Consider the following 18217-nt stretch of genomic DNA (forward strand, 5'->3'; position numbering starts at 1 on the left):
TTCCTCACTGACCATGACCACGCAAACCGCACCCACGATCGAAATCGGCGCAGACGACCTGCCGCTGCATTGCCCGACCGCCAAAACGCCGGCCTGGAACTACCACCCGCGCGTATTCCTCGACATCGCTGACACCGGCGAAGCCAAGTGCCCCTACTGCGGCACCGTGTACAAGCTGGCCGCCGGCGTTGAACTGAAGGGCCACCATTGAGCCCGATTCACCTGCAGTACACCGGTCGCCGCACTCGCTTGGCGATTCGATGATGCGCAAGATTCTCGTCGTCGCCCCCAACTGGATCGGTGATGCGCTGATGGCGCAGCCGCTGTTCGCGCAACTCAAGGCGCGGCACCCGCGCGCGCAAATCCACGCCATCGCCCCAAAATGGGTCGCGCCCGTGCTCGCGCGCATGCCCGAGATCGCGCGCGTGCTGCCGACCGAACTCGCCCACGGCAAGCTGCAGCTCGGTAGCCGCACGATGTTCGCCCAGCAGCTCAAGGCCGAAACCTTCGATGCAGCGTACGTGCTGCCGAATTCGTTCAAGAGCGCGCTGATCCCGTGGCTGGCCGGCATTCCGCTGCGTATCGGCTACAAGGGCGAGTCGCGCCTGGGCGTGCTGAACGTGCGCTACCCGAATCCGCCCAAGAACGCGCGTCCGCCGATGGTGCAGCACTACGCGGCGCTGGCTTTCAAACCGCACGCCAAGCTGCCCGACACGCTGCCTGATCCGAAGCTGGACGTTGATGTACAGCGCGTGGCCGCCACGTCCGCCAAGTTCGGCATTCCGGGCAACGCGCGGCTGATTGCCTTCTGTCCCGGCGCGGAATACGGCCCGGCAAAGCGCTGGCCCGCCGAGCACTTCGCAGAGCTGGCGCAGATGCTGCGCCGCTCGTTCCCGTATGCGCAGATCGTTGCGCTGGGTTCGGGCAAAGACCGCGACATGGCCAACGCCATCGTCGAGCGTGCGCCGTTCGTGCGCAACCTGTGCGGGGAGACCTCGCTGGACGAGGCCATCGAACTGCTTGCCCGCGCCGAAGCCGCCATCTGCAACGATTCCGGCCTGATGCACGTGACCGCTGCCCTAGGGCGCCCGCAGGTGGCCGTATTCGGCTCCAGCGACCCCCGCCACACGCCGCCGCTGTCGCCCGCTGCGAGTATCATGTGGCTCCATCTGGAGTGCAGCCCGTGCTTTGCACGCGAATGCCCGCTGGGCCACTTGCGCTGCCTGCGCGACATCGGCCCCGAGATGGTGTTTCATGAATTGCGCCGGCTGCTGCAGCCGCAGTAACACGCTCTCCTCAACTTTCATCGCCATGCCACGATTTGCCCGCCTGTTCGAAGCCGCCGAGGACATCCTCGAAGCCTATCGCGATGCGCTCAAGCGCCGCGACGCCGATGGCGCGCTCAAGCTGTGGCTCGATGAGGACTCGGTGAGCTTCATCCTGCCCGACGGCCAACGCCTGAACGGCCACGAGCAACTGCGCGGCTGCCTTGATGCGCTGGTCGAGAAGAACCCGGTCTGGATCGAATGCCTCTCGCAGCAGGTGCATTCGTCGCTGGGCGTATCGATCTTCGAAGCCACGGAAGCGCTGCGCTTCTCGGCCACCGCCACCGAGGCCGACCTGTACGTGCATACGACGTACGTACTGATGCAGAACCACGAAGGCTGGCGTATCGCCCACGTGCATTCCAGCCAGGCCGCCGAAGAACGCGTGGCCGCGTCCATCGCCAGCGTCACGCACTCTCTGCACTAAGCTGCCGCGCCGGGCGTGGCCGCCGTCTCTTTCGATGACCCATCCGTCTCGCCACGCCACCTCCCTTGAACTGAATCTGGGCGCCCTGCTTGCAGGGCCGTTCGAGCCGCATGCGTTCCGTTCGCCGTGGTGGCTGGTCGGCGGCAATGCGCAGACGATCGTGCCCGCGCGCCTGTGGCGCTTTCCGCGCATTGCGTATCGGCGCGAACGCTGGGACACGCCCGACCACGACTTCATCGACCTCGACTGGACCACGCATGAAACGGATGAGCACGCGCCGCTCGTCGTCATGTTTCATGGTCTGGAAGGCGATTCGCGCAGCCATTACGCGCGGCTGCTGATGGACGCGCTGCGCGGGCGCCGCTGGCTGGGGGTCATTCCGCACTTTCGCGGTTGCTCGGGCGAGATGAACCTCGCGCCGCGCATGTACCACTGCGGCGACGGCGCCGAGATCGCGTGGATCCTCGAACGCCTTTATCGGACGGTTTGCCAGCCGCAGGGCCGCAAGCTGCTGGTCGTCGGCATCTCGCTGGGCGGCAATGCGCTGCTGCGCTACCTGGGCGAACACGGTACCGATGCGCGCTACGTGAGCGCGGCTGCAACGGTGTCTGCACCGCTGGACATGCGAGCGGGCGGCGCAGCGTTGTCAAAGGGCTTCAACATGGTCTACACGCGCATGTTCCTGCGTACGCTCAAAGACAAAGCCAACGCCAAGCTCGATCAGCACCCAGGTCTGTACGACCGCGCCGCCATGATGGCCACGCGCACGCTGGGGCAGTTCGACAATCTTGTCACCGCGCCGCTGCACGGTTTTCGCGACGTGCTCGACTACTGGACACGCGCTTCGTCCAAACCCGTGCTGCGCGAGGTGCGCGTACCCGCGCTGGTGCTGAACGCGCGCAACGATCCGTTCTTGCCCGGACAGCACCTGCCCGGCTCGGCCGAAGTGTCACCCGACATCACGCTGGACCAACCGCTGCACGGCGGCCATGTCGGCTTCCTGCTGCGCCATGGCAAGACGGGCCGCGTCGATTGGATGCCTGCACGCGTCCTACGCTTTTTCGATGACGTGCTGGGCCGCCAAGCCAAGACGGAAGACGCCCATGGATGACATCGTCCGCCAGGCCATGGCCAAGTGGCCGAACGTGCCGAATTGCTTTGGCTGGCTGGCGCTGGATCGGCGTGGCCAATGGCGCATGCGCAACGAATATGCGCAGGCCAATAATCTATCCGGTGAGCCGATCCGCCACGCGGCGCTCGTCGACTTCATCGTGCGCAACTACGCGCATGACGATGCAGGGCGCTGGTTCTTCCAGAATGGGCCGCAGCGGGTGTTTGTCGAACTCGATTACACGCCGTGGGTGGCGCGGCTGTCAGCCGACGGCGCGCCGCCCGCATTCACGACAACCACCGGCGCCACATTCTCGCCAAGCGGCTGTTTTGTCGATGAACAAGGCAACGTGCTGCTCTCGGGCCGCGTGGGCGGATGCGAAGCAGAAGAGATCATTGCCCTGCTGCATGATCATGATCTGGAGCCCTTCTCCTCGTTAGCCAAATGGCACGGAGACGCGTGTGAAGCCGCGCTGGGTACGTTGACGCTGGGTGATCGGACATTCGACATTGAACCGATTGCGCGCGCGGAAGTAGCAAAGCGCTATGGCTTTGTGACCCAGCCAGCGGAATAGCATCGACTGCGCGCCCTACTTCGGCAGCGCCTTGTCTTCCGCCTTCTCTTCCCGGTATTGCCGCTCCATCTGGTGCAAGCGCGCATCGACTTCGGATAGCGTGTAGAAATCCGCATCCCCCGCATCGCGGGCGAGCTTCAGTTGCTCCACGGCCGATCCCCACGCCCCATCCCGCGCGTATTTCTCCGCCAGCGCGCGATGCTGCTCAACGCGCTTGCCCTTGTCGGCGTAGGCCCGCGCGAGCATGTCCCACCAGATTGGCTGAGTGGTGTCTTCGCGGGTCTTGTCTTTCAGATACGGAATCGCATCGTCGGGCCGGCCGGCCGTCAGCAGTGTTTGCGCATAAGTGATGCCGACCGCGCGTGACAGCGGGTACGCAGTAAGCGCAGCGCGTGCCAATGTCAATGCCTCGGAACCACGGGCACGCGCGCGCGCCAGCTCGATGGCTGTCACGTCCAGCTCGACGCTGCCCGACGTCATGCCGGGAATGTTGCCGTACAGGCGTCGCGCCTCCTGCAGCGCCTGCTCGGCGTCATCCAGCCGCCCCGCCATCTGGTTGGCGACGGCCACGCCGTACCAGAGCGCCGCGCGCTTCTCGACAGGCGCATCCGGCGCCGACGACAATTGCGACCGCATCGCATTGCGCACGTCGATATAGGCGCTTGTCGACGTTTCCTGCAGCACGCGCGCACGCGCCTTCGCAAAACCGAATTCTGGCCGGCGCGGCTGGCGTGGATGCGGCAAGCCGCGCGCACGGTCTTCCATGTCGGCGATGCGCTCCCCGGTCAACGGGTGGGTGCGCGCATAGCCGGGAATCACGCCGGTATCGGCAATGTTCGTCACGCGCTGCAGACGACGGAAGAAGTCCGGCATGCCGTCTGGGTTGTAGCCCGCGCCCGTGAGCAGCGTGAAACCGACGCGATCTGCCTCGCGCTCCGCGCCGCGCGAGAAGGCGAGCTGGTTCGACACTGCCGCCGCCTGCCCGCCCATCGCCAGCGCCTGCGCGGCGTCACCGCTCTTGGTAGCCGCCAGACCGGCCAGCAGAATCGACGCCAGTGCAATCCACATCGACTCGCCGGATTTATCGATGCCGCGTGCGATATGCCGCTGCAGCACGTGTCCGATTTCGTGGCCGAGCACCGAGGCCAGCTCAGATTCACTCTCGGTCGCGACCAACGTACCCGTGTTCACGCCGACGTAGCCGCCGGGCAGCGCAAACGCGTTGATGCCGGGATCACGCACCGCGAACAGCTCAAAGCTCGACGCCGACGTGCTGCCCGCCACGTGCTGACGGCGCGCCGCGTCGATCAGCTTGTAGCCGATGGTATTGAGGTAGTCGGTGATCAGCGGATCGGGGACGAAATCCGGATCGCGGCGGATCTGACGCATCACGCGGTCGCCCAGGCGGCGCTCCATCTCGGGCGACAACGAGGCCGTCGACGGATCGCCCATATCGGGCAACTCGTACGTCGGCGCATCAATGACAGTCGGCTCCTTCGGCAAGTACGGCGACTGCCGTCCGATCTGCACGCTGCGATTCAGGTTGCTCTGCACCTGATCGGCCGCCGCGGGGGAACCCAACCCCGGGTTGACCGAGGCCGCCGGCGCGGACGCCACCGCCTGCGCCAGCACGGGCAGCGGCAATGGCGCAAGCCACGTCGATAACAACACAGCGGCCGTCAGCTTGCGGACGCGCGGCCGAAAAAGGGAAAGCGTCATACGAAAAGCACGGTGAGCGGAATCAGCGCGGCCACATCGCCGCAAGCCGGGTGCTTGCTATCATAAAACGCTTCGCACCCTGCCCCGCAAAACGCGCTGTCACTCATGTCGCAACTCACCCACTTCGATTCCGCCGGACAAGCCCATATGGTCGACGTCGGCGACAAGGCTGTCACCCACCGCGTGGCTGTCGCCACCGGTACGATCCGCATGCTGCCCGAGACGTTTGCGCTGGTACGCGATGGCAACGCCAAGAAAGGCGATGTGCTGGGGATTGCGCGCGTTGCAGCCATCCAAGGATCCAAGCGGACGTCGGATTTAATTCCGTTGTGTCATCCGTTGGCGTTGACGAAGGTGGGGGTGGAGTTTGATCTGGATGAGGCTTCATACACCGTCCGCTGTACGGTTCGTGCTGAGACACGTGGACAGACCGGCGTCGAAATGGAAGCGCTGACTGCGGTGCAGGTGGGACTGCTTACCATCTATGACATGTGCAAGGCTGTGGATCGGGGGATGGTGATTGGGGATGTGCGGCTATTGGAGAAGCATGGGGGGAAGTCGGGGGATTGGGTGGCCGCGTAACAAGCGCCTAATTCGACTGAAAGAGCGTCCTTAAGACGCTCTTTTCTTATCCAACTGGATTAGCGGCACTCTGCTGGAGCGTATTTGGCTTCCAGAGTCGGTTCAGTATTTTGCGTAACACTAGCGTCGTCAGGCGCCTTTCCACTTGCAGCACAGACCCATTGAATTGCGGCGGCAGGAACACTCCCAGCCTGCAAGTTTGTACCGCCTGAGTACGGCGTCAGAACAAGCTTGCTCTTGTCGGTCGGCACCATTCTGGAATCGTAGGTCACAACAATTTCACCGGTCTCTTTGTCGACCGCTAAATCTGAAACGTTTTTGGTTGCCAAGAATGTAGACATCCCCCTGGATAAGTCGCTCTGCCCGGCAATGGCATTCTCCGCAACTCGAGTCTTGGTTTGTGCGGCGAATGTTAACCCTTCTGTAACCTTTGCACGGATGGTGTAGTCCTGATATGCCGGCACGGCGAGGGACGCTAGGACCCCAATGATTGCAACAACTATCATTAGCTCAATCAAAGTAAAACCTGACTGATATTTTTTTAAGCGACATACAAAATACACAATCTTCTCCTTTATTATAAATATCAAGAGCCAATTTATTGGCAAATGAGGAGAAGGATATTAAACGACCCACCCAGAAAAACCATCCAACCCAACCAATTTTAATATTTTTTGTCGATAAAAAAGCGCCTCATGAGAGGCGCTTATCTACGGCATCACAACCAAGTTTCTCGCTCAACCCGCTCCGGCAAGTAGATTTTCCGATCGCAGGCGAGCACAAAATGTCCTGAGAATCACCGATTCCTTGGCACACACATTCGTCAGTAGCTGTGACTGATTGGCATACTCCATCCAATACTGACTATGCAAACGACGAACTTGAACAATAGCCTCATCAGTTTTCCCCTGGAATGCGAGTGCAACCGCATAGCGCTGAACGGGACCGGAGCTAGGGTAGAACTGAACTGCTTGATGCTCAACCGCAGCCATGACGGGCGCCGTCTCATAGTTGATGGCGGCATTGTTTGCGATTGTTAGATTGCCATAAGGGACCAGTAGCAACTGCCCACTAGCTTGATAGCGCTGCAACTCCGCTCTCGGGCTTTCTTGTGGGTAATACAAGCGTTCGACCGACTTGTAGTCGCCCCACATGCGCACTGCGAGAACTGCGCTGCAAACCGTCACAACACCAGTCAACACCCAAGACATGCTGTTAGACGGCATCCGCAAGTTGCGCTCGTCCGCGTATCCGATCGCAAAGGCAAAAGGAAGCAAAAAGTAAAGGTAATGCAGCGGATACTCCAACATCGAGTGCACCGCAAGAACCAGCACAATCGCATAGACAAATGCTAGCTCAGGCGTAATGCGACGTCGCCACATCAATCGGATGAATCCGAGTAATGGAAGGCTCACAGCCAATAGGCCAACTAGCCCCGCCTTGGCCAGTAAATCCAAGATGATGTTATGGGCATTCATCGACATCTCGACGTGACCCAAAACATCCGTTTGCACATACTGATTCCAGGCGTAATCTCCCCATCCGCCGCCAAGCAATGGGTGAGTCAAAAACATGTGCCAGGCATGTCGCCATAGCAAAGGACGTAGTCCAACCCCTTCCTGTACCCGCCCCGCCAGCGATACAGGCAAATCCCAATGCCAGCGCAGGTTGCCGTAAGCCACCAGCGAATCGCACATTTGGTAAGCCAAGACGAGCAGGACAAGTGGCACGCAGGCTTCTATCCACTTCCGCGCTCCGTATCGACCTGATGCTCGCACCCAGCCCGCCAACAGACCGACGACAATCACCAACAACCAAGACGTCCTGGATACAGTCAGTGCCATACCCGCCAGCAACGCAAGCGCCATAACGATCAGCGGGATGCACCATCGGCGCCGTGTCTGCGCCAAAAAAAGCGTTGCCGCCAAACCAAACGCCAGATATGAACCCACGTGGTTAGGCTGGTTCAGATTGCCCCACATGCGGCGCCCGGCGCCTTGTGGCGCCATTGAAATGAGCAGATCTGGCAGGCCCGGTACGCGAAGCAGCTGGAGAATCTCAACTGCAAAAGTGGCAAGACCGCCAGTAATGACGGCTATCGCGATGGCTTCCAGCGTCCCCGGCACGCTTCTGCAGCGAGCCCCTAAGCCACATACTGCGGCGGCGGCCAACAAGTAGATGCTGCCGGCGAAGGAGAAGAACGGGTTCAGTGGTGGTTGGACTGCCAATTGGATAAGCAGAACCACGACCAGACCAAACGGCGCCAATACGACCACTGGCACGACCCGCTCACCACGCCATGTCAAAGCAAGCACACCCACTGCAGCAGCGATCCAGCAGAGGGCCGTTGCAAATTCGCTGTAGAACGTTGGAATGGGATACGTATGAAGCGCGACGAGAAACGGGACTGACAAGGAAGTAGCCAGTGCCAACCAGACTGGCAGGTGCGGGGCTCGGAATCTAAGCATCGGCAATGGAACGGAAAACGGCGAAACAAAAAGAGCGCCCGAAGGCGCTCTCTGAACAGCAGCTACTTTAGCTTAACGGCACTCTGCCGGTGCGTACTTTGCCAGCAACGTGTACGTGTATGTCGTCGGAGCCGGCACTTGCGAAGTCGCAGCTTTACCAGCAGCGAAGCAACCCCATTGAATGTTGGTACCGGGGACAGTCCCCGCTGCCAGCGCAACACCGCTTGCTGCCGGCTTCAAGACCAGGGTGCCGTTCCCAGCGGCCTGCGTGTAGGTGAGTTGAATCTCACCGTTGCCTGAAGCGATGGCCATGTTAGAAACGTTTTTCGTAGCGGTAAAAACGGAGGAACCGACCGACAAATCGGTCTGAGCGTTCGCAGCATTTTCAGCCACCAATGCCTTAGCTTGTGCAGCCAGCGACAGACCTTCCGTTACGCGTGCACGGATCGTGTAATCCTGGTACGCCGGAATGGCGATGGCGGCCAGAATACCGACGATGGCGACCACGATCATCAGTTCGATCAGCGTGAAACCCTTCTGGACACGCTTGTTCAGATGACGCATCGATTTCATTGAATTTTCCCCCGGAAAAATTTGGTTAAGGATGATGCGGGGCTATTAGAGCAGAGACTATGCCAGGTCAATTCCTCGCATTTGGGTATCAAACCTGACGCTATTCGGGCTACGGCCTTGACACGGCGTGACAATTTTTGACGCAACGTGACATATAGCGTCAATTTAGAGGGCCTGGGATCACATTGCGTGGCTGGTCACCTGTCGCGCCAAAGGAAAAGAGCGCCCGCAGGCGCCCTCGTTCCTCATAAATCACCGCAACGTCCGCACCGTCATCGGCATTCAGACGGAGCATATTGCGGCAATAAAGTGGGCGCCGTTTGCTGCGTAACGGTAGCAGCAGGCATCTGCTTGCCTACCGCCGCGCAGACCCATCCCACCATAGCGGGCGGTGCAGAGCCGGCTTGAAGGTTCGCAATTGCGGCGGATGACGTGCCAGAGTACGGGGTTAGCACTAGCGCGTTGGCGCCGGAAGCTGCAACAGCTGGGGCAAACAGTACCGTTATTTCGCCTGTTGCCGCATTGATGTTCAATGCGCTGACGTTCTTGCTGGCAGGTAGCGACGCCGCACCGAGCGCCAAACTACTCTGCGCATTTGCGGCATTCTCCACCACCAGCGCCTTAGCCTGCGCCGCCAGCGCCAACCCCTCCGTCACCCGCGACCGAATCGTATAGTCCTGATACGCCGGAATCGCCAACGCCGCCAGAATCCCAACGATCGCCACTACGATCATCAGTTCGATCAGCGTAAAGCCACCCGCCCGACGCCTTGTTCCCTTGCTGTGCTTGAAAACCATGACCTCTCCCCAAAAAGCATTTTGTTGTTGGGAGGCCACCGTGCAGGGACTATGCCAAGGCACACATTGTGTATCTGGGCAAAAACTGGCGCACTTTGGTGGGAATTCAGGCGCAAATCTGACCGTTCTTGACAGAATTTCGGACAGAACCCGTCATCACCTACTTTCGTGGGGAATCGTTCGAACTAGGCCTGGCGCAACGTTCGCCGGCTGAGCCACCGGCCTACGCCCACAACCAGCAGCGCCCCCACGCACCCCACCATCACATCCGCATACGGCACGGCACGCTCAAACCACGCCGCGTCAATCGGATCAGTGACGAGCATATCGCCGGCAAGGTATCCAAGCAGCGCCGCCCCCAGCGTGATGATCACCGGAAAGCGCGCCATGACCCCCACCAGCAGCGTGCTGCCGAACACGATCAACGGCACCGACAAACCAAGCCCCAGCACCAGCAGCAGAAACGTCGTGCCTGGCGGGCCCTTCTCCGCCGCGGCGGCCACGGCGACGACGTTATCAAGCGACATCACAAAGTCGGCGATGAGGATGGTCTGGATGGCAGGCCATAGGCCAACTCGCTGGCGGTGGTCTCCGGAAGCTTCGTTTTCAGCTTCAGTCAGCAGCTTCACGCCGATATAGAGCAACAGCAGCGCGCCAATCGTTTTCAGATACGGCAGCGCAAGCAGCTTGACGGCCAGCACGGTCAACACCACGCGCAGCACAATGGCGCAGGCGCTGCCCCAGAAAATGGCCTGCTTCTGCTGGTGCTTGGGCAGATTGCGCGCGGCCAGCGCGATGACCACCGCGTTGTCGCCCGACAGCACGATGTTGGTCAGGATGATGGAGCCAAGTGCGAACCAGAATGCGCTTGAGGTGAGCGCCATAGTGTTCTCGAAGATGTCCCTGGGGTTGGCTTGCAGTGAGCCGGTTTGCAGCATCTTGTCTGCTTATACACATGTCGTGCCTGGATCGCATGCTGCAACGCGACCAAACAAAAACGGGAGGCCTGGCCTCCCGTTCTCGCACAACCTCAAACCTTGCCGATTACAGCATCGCCTTCAGCAGACGTGCCATTTCCGACGGGTTCTTGGTGGTCTTGATGCCGCACTCTTCCATGATGTCGAGCTTGGCTTGCGCGGTGTCGGCACCGCCCGAGATCAGCGCGCCGGCGTGGCCCATGCGCTTGCCCGGAGGCGCGGTCACGCCAGCGATGAAGCCAACCACCGGCTTCTTCATGTTGTCCTTGATCCAGTAAGCCGCGTTGGCTTCGTCCGGACCGCCGATCTCACCGATCATGACCACGGCGTCCGTTTCCGGATCGTCGTTGAACATCTTCATCACGTCGATGTGCTTCAGACCGTTGATCGGGTCGCCGCCGATACCGACAGCCGACGATTGGCCCAGGCCCAGCGCAGTCAATTGGCCCACGGCTTCGTACGTCAGCGTGCCCGAGCGCGACACCACGCCGATGCGGCCCTTGCGGTGGATGTGGCCCGGCATGATGCCGATCTTGATTTCGTCCGGCGTGATCAGGCCCGGGCAGTTCGGGCCCAGCAGCAGCGTCTTGCTGCCGGCCTTACGCATCTTGTCCTTGACCATCATCATGTCGCGCACGGGGATGCCTTCGGTGATGCAAACCACCAGGTCCAGTTCGGCTTCGACCGCTTCCCAGATGGCATCAGCTGCGCCTGCGGGCGGCACGTAGATCACCGACACGGTCGCGCCGGTCTGGGCCTTGGCGTCCTTGACGGTTGCGTAGATGGGAATGCCTTCGAAGTCTTCGCCGGCCTTCTTCGGGTTCACGCCGGCGACGAAGCAGTTCTTGCCGTTAGCGTAGTCGCGGCAGCCGCGGGTGTGGAACTGGCCGGTCTTACCGGTGATCCCCTGGGTGATGACCTTGGTATCTTTGTTGATCAGAATCGACATGCTGTAATCCTTTTATGCAGCGAGCCGCGCCGACGTACTCAGCAGCGGGCGCAACTCGCGTTCGCGTATGGTTGGGTCAGCGGGCGGCTTACTTGCCGGCGGCTGCGGCCACGACCTTCTCGGCGGCCTCTGCCATCGTGTCTGCGGCGATGATGGGCAGGCCCGAGTCGGCCAGCATCTTCTTGCCGAGGTCTTCGTTGGTGCCCTTCATGCGCACGACCAGCGGCACCGACAGCGACACAGCCTTCGCCGCCGCGATCACGCCTTCGGCGATCACGTCGCAACGCATGATGCCGCCGAAGATGTTGACCAGGATGGCCTTCACGTCCGGGTTCTTCAGCATCAGCTTGAAGGCTTCGGTCACCTTCTCGGTGGTGGCACCGCCGCCCACGTCGAGGAAGTTGGCCGGCTCGCCGCCGAACAGCTTGATGGTGTCCATCGTGGCCATGGCCAGACCGGCGCCGTTCACCAGGCAGCCGATGTTGCCGTCGAGCGAGATGTAGGCCAGGTCGAACTTCGAGGCTTCGATTTCGGCCGGGTCTTCTTCATCCAGATCGCGGTACGCCACGATTTCCGGGTGACGGAACAGCGCGTTCGAGTCGAAGTTGAACTTGGCGTCCAGCGCGATGACCTTGCCGTCGCCGGTCAGGATCAGCGGGTTGATTTCAGCTTGCGAAGCGTCGGTTTCCCAGAATGCCTTGTACAGGCCCTGCAGGGCTTGGCGGGCTTGCGGCACGCTCGCGTCGGGCACGCCGATCTTGCGGGCGATGTCGTCAGCCTGGGCGTCTTGCAGACCGGCTTGCGGATCGATCAGCAGCGTGTGGATCTTTTCCGGATGCGATTCGGCGACTTCTTCGATGTCCATGCCGCCTTCGCTCGAGGCCATCAGCGCGACCTGCTGCGAGACACGGTCCACCACCAGCGACACGTACAGTTCCTTCTTGATGTCCGCGCCTTCTTCGATCAGCAGGCGCTTGACCAGCTTGCCTTCCGGACCGGTCTGGTGCGTCACCAGCGTCATGCCCAGGATGCTGCTGGCGTATTCCTTGACCTGCTCCATGCTCTTGGCAACCTTCACGCCGCCGCCCTTGCCACGGCCACCCGCATGAATCTGTGCCTTCACGACCCACACCGGGCCGCCCAGGGTTTCTGCGGCCTTGATAGCCTCGTCGACCGAGAAGGCCGGAATGCCGCGCGGAACCGGCACATTGTATTTGCGCAGGATTTCCTTGCCTTGGTACTCATGGATATTCATGCGTGTTTCCTTTGCTAGGCAGAGTGAGTGTGATGAGTATTGAAAACGCGAACAGCGCGGTGCCCTTCAGGACGAGGGCTCAGGCGACAGTTCGGTGGGTGGCGGTTGGATCTTGGCTTCGGGCTGATATGCAAACCAGCGTGGGTAATGCTTGCGAACCACCTCGCCCTCAAGATGCAGGGCATGGCAGCCATGGAGTTGGTACGGCGGCTTCTCGCCGGGCTCGATCGGACGCAGATCGTTGGAGTTATCGCGCACCGGAAAGACGTCGCCGGCGAAGGCCTGGATGGCGGCGGTCGGCAGCACGCCACACAGCTCGGTCAGATGCGTACAGCCCGCCACGCCGCCGAGTCTCTCACGGGAGGCCTTTCGAAAACCCTTCATCAGATTCAGGCCGATGAGCTTGCGGTAGGCCGGGCCGATCGTGTCGCAATGTGTGGGGTACGGCACCCAGTCGGAACACGCTTCGGCATCCACAACATTCATGCGGGTATCGATTGTCACGCGCAGCCACAGGTCATGCAGCGGCTGGCCTTCGGGGCGCACGCCGCCGCTGGCCAGGGGGATGTCACGTGGTTTGGTGTCGGTCAGGCGAGCTTCGATGTCCCACAGGCCGTCTTCCCGCAAATAGGCCTCCACCGTGATGGCACGGCGGTGGCGCATGACGCGCGGGACGGGAGCAGACAGAGGCATGGACCAGACAGACTGATAGGACCGATGGAGGCGGCGCACGCGGATCTCGCGCATCGCCCACGGGACATATGCAGCAGCGCATCAGCCGCCACACACGAACACTACCGTCCGGCAATTGAGATGAAGGACGGTACCAAAGACTTGAATTTTAACACGTCGTCACGACCAGACAGGTCGCGTGCTGCAACGCAGTGTGAAAGCGGTTGCAACACCCGGGTGAGGCGCAACGGCCGCGATCCGCACACAAGAGGATTGTCCGGCCGAATTGTTGCTAGATCGACGGCGTTCAGTCCGACTCGTCGCCATCTTCGAGCAGTTCATCGGCCCCCGCGATGACGCGCGACACCACCGACCGGGAGAATCCGCGCGCCATCATGTATCGCACCTGCTTGGCCCGTTCGGCTAGATCGGCTGGTGGGCGGCCGAAGCGCTTTTCCCACAGAGCCTTGGCGCGCGCTGCTTCCGTGCTTTGCAGTTGCGCCTTGACCTCGCCCAGCGTCTCTGCGCCAAGCTGATGTGTTTTCAACTCCTGCATCAGGCGAGCCGTACCGTAACGGCCCGCGCGGCGGTGCACCATGCTCTCGGCAAAGCGCGTATTGGAGAGCCAGTTTTCGCCTTCCAGCCAATCCAGCAGCGTATCGACCTCTTCGACGGATTCGGCGTGCGGCACCAACTTACGGCGCAATTCGACCCGGCTGTGCTCGCGTCGAGACAGATAGCCCAGCGCACGTGCCTTCAGCGATAACGGTGGGCGCGGCAACGGCATACGGTTTCAGGCTCAAAAAGAAAACGCCCACCGTTGGGGGACGGCAGGCGTATGAAGCTCGATAGAGCCGTCGATCTGCGCCGACGGCCAACCCAATTACTCTTCTCCGACTTCCTCGGCCACGGCGATGGCGCCCATCGGCGTCACGCCCAGTGCTTCGCGGACCTTGTTCTCGATGTCGCGGGCGAGGTCGGGGTTCTCGCGCAGGTATTCACGGCAGTTGTCGCGGCCTTGGCCGATGCGCTCGCCGCCGTAGCTGTACCAGGCGCCCGACTTTTCGACGATCTTGGCTTCCACACCGAGGTCGATGATTTCGCCTTCGCGCGACACGCCCTGGCCGTAAAGGATGTCGAAGATGGCTTCGCGGAACGGCGGCGCCACCTTGTTCTTGACGACCTTGACCTTGGTCTCGTTGCCGACCACGTCGTCGCCCTTCTTGATCGAGCCAATGCGGCGGATGTCCAGACGCACCGAAGCGTAGAACTTGAGTGCGTTACCACCCGTGGTCGTTTCCGGCGAGCCAAACATCACGCCGATCTTCATGCGGATCTGGTTGATGAAGATGACCATGCAATTGGTCTTCTTGATGGTGCCGGTCAGTTTGCGCAGTGCCTGGCTCATCAGACGGGCCTGCAGGCCGGGCAACGCGTCGCCCATTTCGCCTTCAATTTCAGCCTTTGGCACCAGGGCAGCCACCGAATCGATGACGATCAGGTCAACCGAGCCCGAGCGCACCAACGCATCAGCAATTTCTAGAGCTTGTTCACCCGTGTCCGGCTGGGAAATCAGCAGGTCCGGCACGCTAACGCCAATCTTGTCGGCATAAGTGACGTCAAGCGCATGTTCCGCATCGATGAAGGCGCAAGTGCCGCCCAGCTTCTGCATCTCGGCAACCACCTGCAGTGTCAGGGTGGTTTTACCCGACGATTCCGGACCGTAAATTTCCACCACGCGGCCACGCGGCAAGCCGCCAACGCCCAGCGCCACGTCCAACCCCAACGAACCTGTCGACACGACTTGGACCGGCTCGACCTCGGCGTCGCCCATCTTCATGATGGAGCCTTTGCCGAACTGCTTTTCGATCTGCGCGAGCGCGGCAGCCAGCGCCTTCTGCTTTTCTGCGCTCATTGCGGCTGCCTTCTTACCGTCTTCCATGGTCGTCCTTCGTGCAAATTGGTGTATAAATGGGCCGCAAGGGCTTGCGATTCCAGCGGTTGCCTGCAATAACGGGCCGCAGCGTGATTGCCCCCGACACGACCCATTTCATGACTTTAGCGCCGCCAAGACTACAGCACCGCGAATTCGGAGTACTGTATAAAAAACCAGTGGTTTTGACAAGTCTCCAGAACACATATCGCGCGAAAACAATGTAGCGGGCGGGATGGGCAAGACATCTTGCCCGGCATCGCGGGGAGACACGCATGCGCATTCTGATTGCCGAAGACGACGCCACGCTGGCTGACGGGCTCACACGCTCGCTACGCCAAGCAGGTTATGCCGTCGACCAAGCCTCCGATGGGGCGACTGCCGACGCGGCGCTGTCCGCGCAAACGGCCCAAACCTATGACCTGCTGATTCTCGACGTGGGCCTGCCGCGCATGTCTGGGCTGGAGGTCCTAAAGCGCCTGCGCTCGCGCGGGGCCATGCTGCCGGTGTTGATCCTGACCGCCGCAGACAGTGTGGAAGAACGCGTCAAGGGCCTGGATCTTGGCGCGGACGACTACATGGCCAAACCCTTCGCGCTGTCCGAGCTGGAAGCGCGCGTGCGCGCGCTGGTGCGGCGCGGTACGGGCGGTGGCGCCACGCTTGTCCGCCATGGGCCGCTGGCGTTCGATCAGGTCGGGCGCATCGCCTATATCCATGATCAGGTGGTGGAACTGTCGGCACGCGAGATCGGGCTGCTGGAGATTCTGCTGGCGCGCGTCGGCCGCCTGGTGTCGAAAGAGCAGCTGGTTGACCACCTGTGCGGCTGGGGCGAAGAAGTCAGCAACAACGCCATCGAAGTGTATATCCACCGGCTGCGCAAGAAGATCGAGGTGGAAGGCATCCGCATCGCCACCGTGCGCGGGCTGGGCTATTGCCTGGAACGCATGGCCACCCCGACGACAACCGCGACGGCTGCCCATGGGTGATCGGTTGGCCTGGCCATGGCGTCGGCATCGCGCGTCGCTGCGCGACCGTGACGACACGACTCCCGGGACTGATGGCCGCGATGACGGCGGCGACCTCACCGACACCCTCCCCCACCTCGAAGACGACGCCACGCGGCCCGTCGCCCGATCCCTCTTCGGCGAAATTCTCGACTGGATGCTCGCGCCGCTGCTCTTGCTGTGGCCGATGAGCATTGCGGTGACGTATCTGGTGGCCAAGTCGATTGCGAACGCGCCATATGACCGCGCGCTGGAATCGAGCGCGATCGTGCTCAGCCAGCAACTGCGCGAGGTGAATGGCCGCGTGACGCTGCAGCTGCCGATCTCGGCGCGCGAGATTTTGCGTGCCGACGAAACCGACAACATTTACTACCAGGTGCTCGGGACCAACGGCGAGTTTGTCTCCGGGGACCGCGACCTCCCGCTGCCGCCCGAAGAAGACGCCAACGCCGGTGGCCTTGTACAACTGCGCGACGACCACATCCACGGCGCTGAGATTCGTGTTGCGTACACGTTCGTGCAGCGGCCGGGCTCTGGCGACAAGCCCGCACTGGTGCAAGTGGCGGAGACGCTCGACAAGCGGGCGCAACTCGCGAACGAAATCATCAAGGGCGTGATCCTGCCGCAGTTCGTGATCCTGCCGTTGGCGGTAATCCTGGTGTGGTTCGGGCTGACGCGTGGGCTGGCGCCGCTCAATGCGATTCAGGAGCGCATCCGCGCGCGCAACCCCGGCGACACCAGCCCCATCGACGAAGGCGCCGCGCCGCAGGAGCTGACGCCGCTCGTGGCGTCGTTCAATGATCTGCTGGGGCGGCTGGAGCAATCGGTGCATACGCAGAAGCGCTTCATCGCAGATGCCGCGCATCAGATGAAGACGCCGCTGGCGGGTCTGCGCATGCAAGCGGAGTTGGCACAGCGCGAACAATCGCCCGACGAGCTGCGTCGCACGCTCGCGCATATCGCCGACAGCTCGGATCGCACCGCGCACCTCGTCAAGCAGTTGCTTTCTCTGGCGCGCATGGAAAACATGGGCGCCACTGACGGTCTGGTGCCGCTGGATATCTGCGCGCTGTCACGCCAGGTGGTGGCAGAGTGGCTGCCAAAGGCTTGGGCCAAGCAGATCGACCTCGGTTTTGAGGAGCCTGGGCCGCCGGTCACGATTTCGGGCAATGCGACGATGCTCGCCGAGATGCTCAACAATCTGCTGGACAACGCGATCCGCTACACGCCCGACGGCGGACATGTCACCGTGCGCGTGACCACCGCACCGTTTGAACCGTTCGTCTTCATCGACGTGGATGACACCGGTCCCGGTATCCCCGTGGCCGAGCGCGAACGCGTGATGCAGCGCTTCTACCGCATTCTTGGCACACAGGCCGAGGGCAGCGGGTTGGGCCTGGCCATCGTGCGCGAAATCGTGCAGCAGCACGGCGGCGACATCGAGGTGCTCGACAACGTGTATCAGGCATCTCCGCGGCTGGCGGGGGCGCGCTTTCGCATCACGCTGCATCGCGCCTCCCTCGGCGAGGAAGCCAACGCATGAGCATCACGCCCGGAACCCCTGCACGCCGCCGCTGGATCGCCAACATGCGTTGGATCGCGGCGCTGCTCGCGGTGTGGTTTGTGGTGACATTCGTGATCGCGTTCTTTGCGCGTGACCTGTCGACGCACTTTTTCAACTCGGACTGGACGTTCGCCTATTGGGTCGGTGCCCAGGGTGCGCCCATCGTTTATGTGCTGATTACCGTGCTCTATGCGTGGCGCACCAACCGCGCTGCGGATGCGGCCGCGCAACACGACGAAACGGCGCAGCACGATGCGCCGGAGTCATCTCCTCCGCCCTCCATCTGA

General features: G+C 61.7%; 20 protein-coding genes. 9 read left to right on the forward strand and 11 right to left on the reverse strand.

The features are described 5' to 3' along the window. Positions 1-13 precede the first annotated feature (13 nt). The 5 genes from ACEN9T_RS21840 to ACEN9T_RS21860 are packed head-to-tail and all read left to right on the forward strand — an operon-like array spanning position 14 to position 3437. Positions 14-211: a zinc-finger domain-containing protein gene (locus ACEN9T_RS21840; protein ID WP_206272738.1), complete on the forward strand. Its 198-nt coding sequence runs from the start codon at positions 14-16 to the stop codon at positions 209-211. Positions 212-260: 49 nt separating this feature from the next. Further along, the gene (gene waaF, locus ACEN9T_RS21845; protein WP_413707042.1) at positions 261-1286 is read left to right on the forward strand and encodes a lipopolysaccharide heptosyltransferase II; all 1026 of its coding nucleotides are present in this window, start codon (positions 261-263) and stop codon (positions 1284-1286) included. A 25-nt stretch (positions 1287-1311) separates the two neighbouring features. After that, on the forward strand, positions 1312-1752 hold the full coding sequence (locus tag ACEN9T_RS21850) for a YybH family protein (protein WP_024976550.1): 441 nt from the start codon (positions 1312-1314) through the stop codon (positions 1750-1752). 34 nt (positions 1753-1786) lie between these two features. Next, positions 1787-2863, forward strand: coding sequence for a YheT family hydrolase (locus ACEN9T_RS21855; RefSeq protein WP_413707043.1), 1077 nt, complete (start codon positions 1787-1789; stop codon positions 2861-2863). After that, positions 2856-3437 carry a DUF2946 family protein gene (locus ACEN9T_RS21860; RefSeq protein WP_413707044.1) on the forward strand — a complete coding sequence of 194 codons (582 nt, stop codon included), beginning with the start codon at positions 2856-2858 and terminating at the stop codon, positions 3435-3437. Before ACEN9T_RS21855 ends, ACEN9T_RS21860 begins: the two co-directional genes overlap by 8 nt. Positions 3438-3452: 15 nt before the next feature. Here the strand turns inward: ACEN9T_RS21860 and ACEN9T_RS21865 are convergent, their stop codons facing one another. Continuing rightward, positions 3453-5156: a M48 family metalloprotease gene (locus tag ACEN9T_RS21865; protein ID WP_413707045.1), complete on the reverse strand. Its 1704-nt coding sequence runs from the start codon at positions 5154-5156 to the stop codon at positions 3453-3455. Positions 5157-5261: 105 nt separating this feature from the next. On the opposite strand from ACEN9T_RS21865, the gene moaC reads away from it, so the two are divergent. Beyond that, positions 5262-5738 (forward strand): cyclic pyranopterin monophosphate synthase MoaC, encoded by a 477-nt coding sequence (moaC, locus tag ACEN9T_RS21870; RefSeq protein ID WP_413707046.1) that lies wholly within the window; start codon positions 5262-5264, stop codon positions 5736-5738. Between the two features lie 59 nt (positions 5739-5797). Here moaC and ACEN9T_RS21875 read toward each other — a convergent pair whose 3' ends face one another. From ACEN9T_RS21875 to recA, 10 genes are all read right to left on the reverse strand, one after another. Beyond that, positions 5798-6244 (reverse strand): pilin, encoded by a 447-nt coding sequence (locus tag ACEN9T_RS21875; protein ID WP_413708496.1) that lies wholly within the window; start codon positions 6242-6244, stop codon positions 5798-5800. A 231-nt stretch (positions 6245-6475) separates the two neighbouring features. Further along, positions 6476-8206 carry a Wzy polymerase domain-containing protein gene (locus tag ACEN9T_RS21880; RefSeq protein WP_413707047.1) on the reverse strand — a complete coding sequence of 577 codons (1731 nt, stop codon included), beginning with the start codon at positions 8204-8206 and terminating at the stop codon, positions 6476-6478. Positions 8207-8278: 72 nt separating this feature from the next. Further along, positions 8279-8779 (reverse strand): pilin, encoded by a 501-nt coding sequence (locus ACEN9T_RS21885; RefSeq protein WP_413707048.1) that lies wholly within the window; start codon positions 8777-8779, stop codon positions 8279-8281. A gap of 272 nt (positions 8780-9051) precedes the next feature. Next, complete coding sequence (locus tag ACEN9T_RS21890) at positions 9052-9576, reverse strand: pilin (RefSeq protein ID WP_413707049.1); 525 nt, start codon at positions 9574-9576, stop codon at positions 9052-9054. 185 nt (positions 9577-9761) lie between these two features. After that, positions 9762-10460: a TerC family protein gene (locus tag ACEN9T_RS21895; protein WP_413708497.1), complete on the reverse strand. Its 699-nt coding sequence runs from the start codon at positions 10458-10460 to the stop codon at positions 9762-9764. A 160-nt stretch (positions 10461-10620) separates the two neighbouring features. Then, positions 10621-11502: a succinate--CoA ligase subunit alpha gene (gene sucD / locus ACEN9T_RS21900; protein WP_009239052.1), complete on the reverse strand. Its 882-nt coding sequence runs from the start codon at positions 11500-11502 to the stop codon at positions 10621-10623. 88 nt (positions 11503-11590) lie between these two features. Then, on the reverse strand, positions 11591-12757 hold the full coding sequence (gene sucC / locus ACEN9T_RS21905; RefSeq protein WP_092973140.1) for an ADP-forming succinate--CoA ligase subunit beta: 1167 nt from the start codon (positions 12755-12757) through the stop codon (positions 11591-11593). A 66-nt stretch (positions 12758-12823) separates the two neighbouring features. Then, complete coding sequence (locus ACEN9T_RS21910; RefSeq protein WP_169341807.1) at positions 12824-13450, reverse strand: DUF2889 domain-containing protein; 627 nt, start codon at positions 13448-13450, stop codon at positions 12824-12826. A 286-nt stretch (positions 13451-13736) separates the two neighbouring features. After that, positions 13737-14216 carry a recombination regulator RecX gene (gene recX / locus ACEN9T_RS21915; protein ID WP_092973142.1) on the reverse strand — a complete coding sequence of 160 codons (480 nt, stop codon included), beginning with the start codon at positions 14214-14216 and terminating at the stop codon, positions 13737-13739. 96 nt (positions 14217-14312) lie between these two features. Then, positions 14313-15371 carry a recombinase RecA gene (gene recA / locus ACEN9T_RS21920; protein WP_092973144.1) on the reverse strand — a complete coding sequence of 353 codons (1059 nt, stop codon included), beginning with the start codon at positions 15369-15371 and terminating at the stop codon, positions 14313-14315. Positions 15372-15637: 266 nt separating this feature from the next. Between recA and ACEN9T_RS21925 the strand changes: the two genes are divergently transcribed. Genes ACEN9T_RS21925 through ACEN9T_RS21935 form a run of 3 tightly spaced genes read left to right on the forward strand, consistent with a single transcriptional unit; the run spans position 15638 to position 18217 of the window. Beyond that, positions 15638-16348, forward strand: coding sequence for a response regulator transcription factor (locus tag ACEN9T_RS21925; RefSeq protein ID WP_024976564.1), 711 nt, complete (start codon positions 15638-15640; stop codon positions 16346-16348). Continuing rightward, positions 16341-17909, forward strand: coding sequence for a sensor histidine kinase (locus ACEN9T_RS21930; RefSeq protein WP_092973146.1), 1569 nt, complete (start codon positions 16341-16343; stop codon positions 17907-17909). Before ACEN9T_RS21925 ends, ACEN9T_RS21930 begins: the two co-directional genes overlap by 8 nt. Next, the gene (locus ACEN9T_RS21935; RefSeq protein WP_252691681.1) at positions 17906-18217 is read left to right on the forward strand and encodes a DUF4212 domain-containing protein; all 312 of its coding nucleotides are present in this window, start codon (positions 17906-17908) and stop codon (positions 18215-18217) included. The genes ACEN9T_RS21930 and ACEN9T_RS21935 overlap by 4 nt, the downstream gene beginning before the upstream one ends.

Source organism: Ralstonia sp. Ralssp110, assembly GCF_047325135.1.
GTDB lineage: Bacteria > Pseudomonadota > Gammaproteobacteria > Burkholderiales > Burkholderiaceae > Ralstonia > Ralstonia mojiangensis.

Bases quoted from the DNA above. Each gene is read 5' to 3' on its own strand.
- ACEN9T_RS21840 (WP_206272738.1), top strand. From the start codon at position 14: ATGACCACGCAAACCGCACCCACGATCGAAATCGGCGCAGACGACCTG.
- waaF (WP_413707042.1), top strand. From the start codon at position 261: ATGATGCGCAAGATTCTCGTCGTCGCCCCCAACTGGATCGGTGATGCG.
- ACEN9T_RS21850 (WP_024976550.1), top strand. From the start codon at position 1,312: ATGCCACGATTTGCCCGCCTGTTCGAAGCCGCCGAGGACATCCTCGAA.
- ACEN9T_RS21855 (WP_413707043.1), top strand. From the start codon at position 1,787: ATGACCCATCCGTCTCGCCACGCCACCTCCCTTGAACTGAATCTGGGC.
- ACEN9T_RS21860 (WP_413707044.1), top strand. From the start codon at position 2,856: ATGGATGACATCGTCCGCCAGGCCATGGCCAAGTGGCCGAACGTGCCG.
- ACEN9T_RS21865 (WP_413707045.1), bottom strand. From the start codon at position 5,156: ATGACGCTTTCCCTTTTTCGGCCGCGCGTCCGCAAGCTGACGGCCGCT.
- moaC (WP_413707046.1), top strand. From the start codon at position 5,262: ATGTCGCAACTCACCCACTTCGATTCCGCCGGACAAGCCCATATGGTC.
- ACEN9T_RS21875 (WP_413708496.1), bottom strand. From the start codon at position 6,244: ATGATAGTTGTTGCAATCATTGGGGTCCTAGCGTCCCTCGCCGTGCCG.
- ACEN9T_RS21880 (WP_413707047.1), bottom strand. From the start codon at position 8,206: ATGCTTAGATTCCGAGCCCCGCACCTGCCAGTCTGGTTGGCACTGGCT.
- ACEN9T_RS21885 (WP_413707048.1), bottom strand. From the start codon at position 8,779: ATGAAATCGATGCGTCATCTGAACAAGCGTGTCCAGAAGGGTTTCACG.
- ACEN9T_RS21890 (WP_413707049.1), bottom strand. From the start codon at position 9,576: ATGGTTTTCAAGCACAGCAAGGGAACAAGGCGTCGGGCGGGTGGCTTT.
- ACEN9T_RS21895 (WP_413708497.1), bottom strand. From the start codon at position 10,460: ATGGCGCTCACCTCAAGCGCATTCTGGTTCGCACTTGGCTCCATCATC.
- sucD (WP_009239052.1), bottom strand. From the start codon at position 11,502: ATGTCGATTCTGATCAACAAAGATACCAAGGTCATCACCCAGGGGATC.
- sucC (WP_092973140.1), bottom strand. From the start codon at position 12,757: ATGAATATCCATGAGTACCAAGGCAAGGAAATCCTGCGCAAATACAAT.
- ACEN9T_RS21910 (WP_169341807.1), bottom strand. From the start codon at position 13,450: ATGCCTCTGTCTGCTCCCGTCCCGCGCGTCATGCGCCACCGCCGTGCC.
- recX (WP_092973142.1), bottom strand. From the start codon at position 14,216: ATGCCGTTGCCGCGCCCACCGTTATCGCTGAAGGCACGTGCGCTGGGC.
- recA (WP_092973144.1), bottom strand. From the start codon at position 15,371: ATGGAAGACGGTAAGAAGGCAGCCGCAATGAGCGCAGAAAAGCAGAAG.
- ACEN9T_RS21925 (WP_024976564.1), top strand. From the start codon at position 15,638: ATGCGCATTCTGATTGCCGAAGACGACGCCACGCTGGCTGACGGGCTC.
- ACEN9T_RS21930 (WP_092973146.1), top strand. From the start codon at position 16,341: ATGGGTGATCGGTTGGCCTGGCCATGGCGTCGGCATCGCGCGTCGCTG.
- ACEN9T_RS21935 (WP_252691681.1), top strand. From the start codon at position 17,906: ATGAGCATCACGCCCGGAACCCCTGCACGCCGCCGCTGGATCGCCAAC.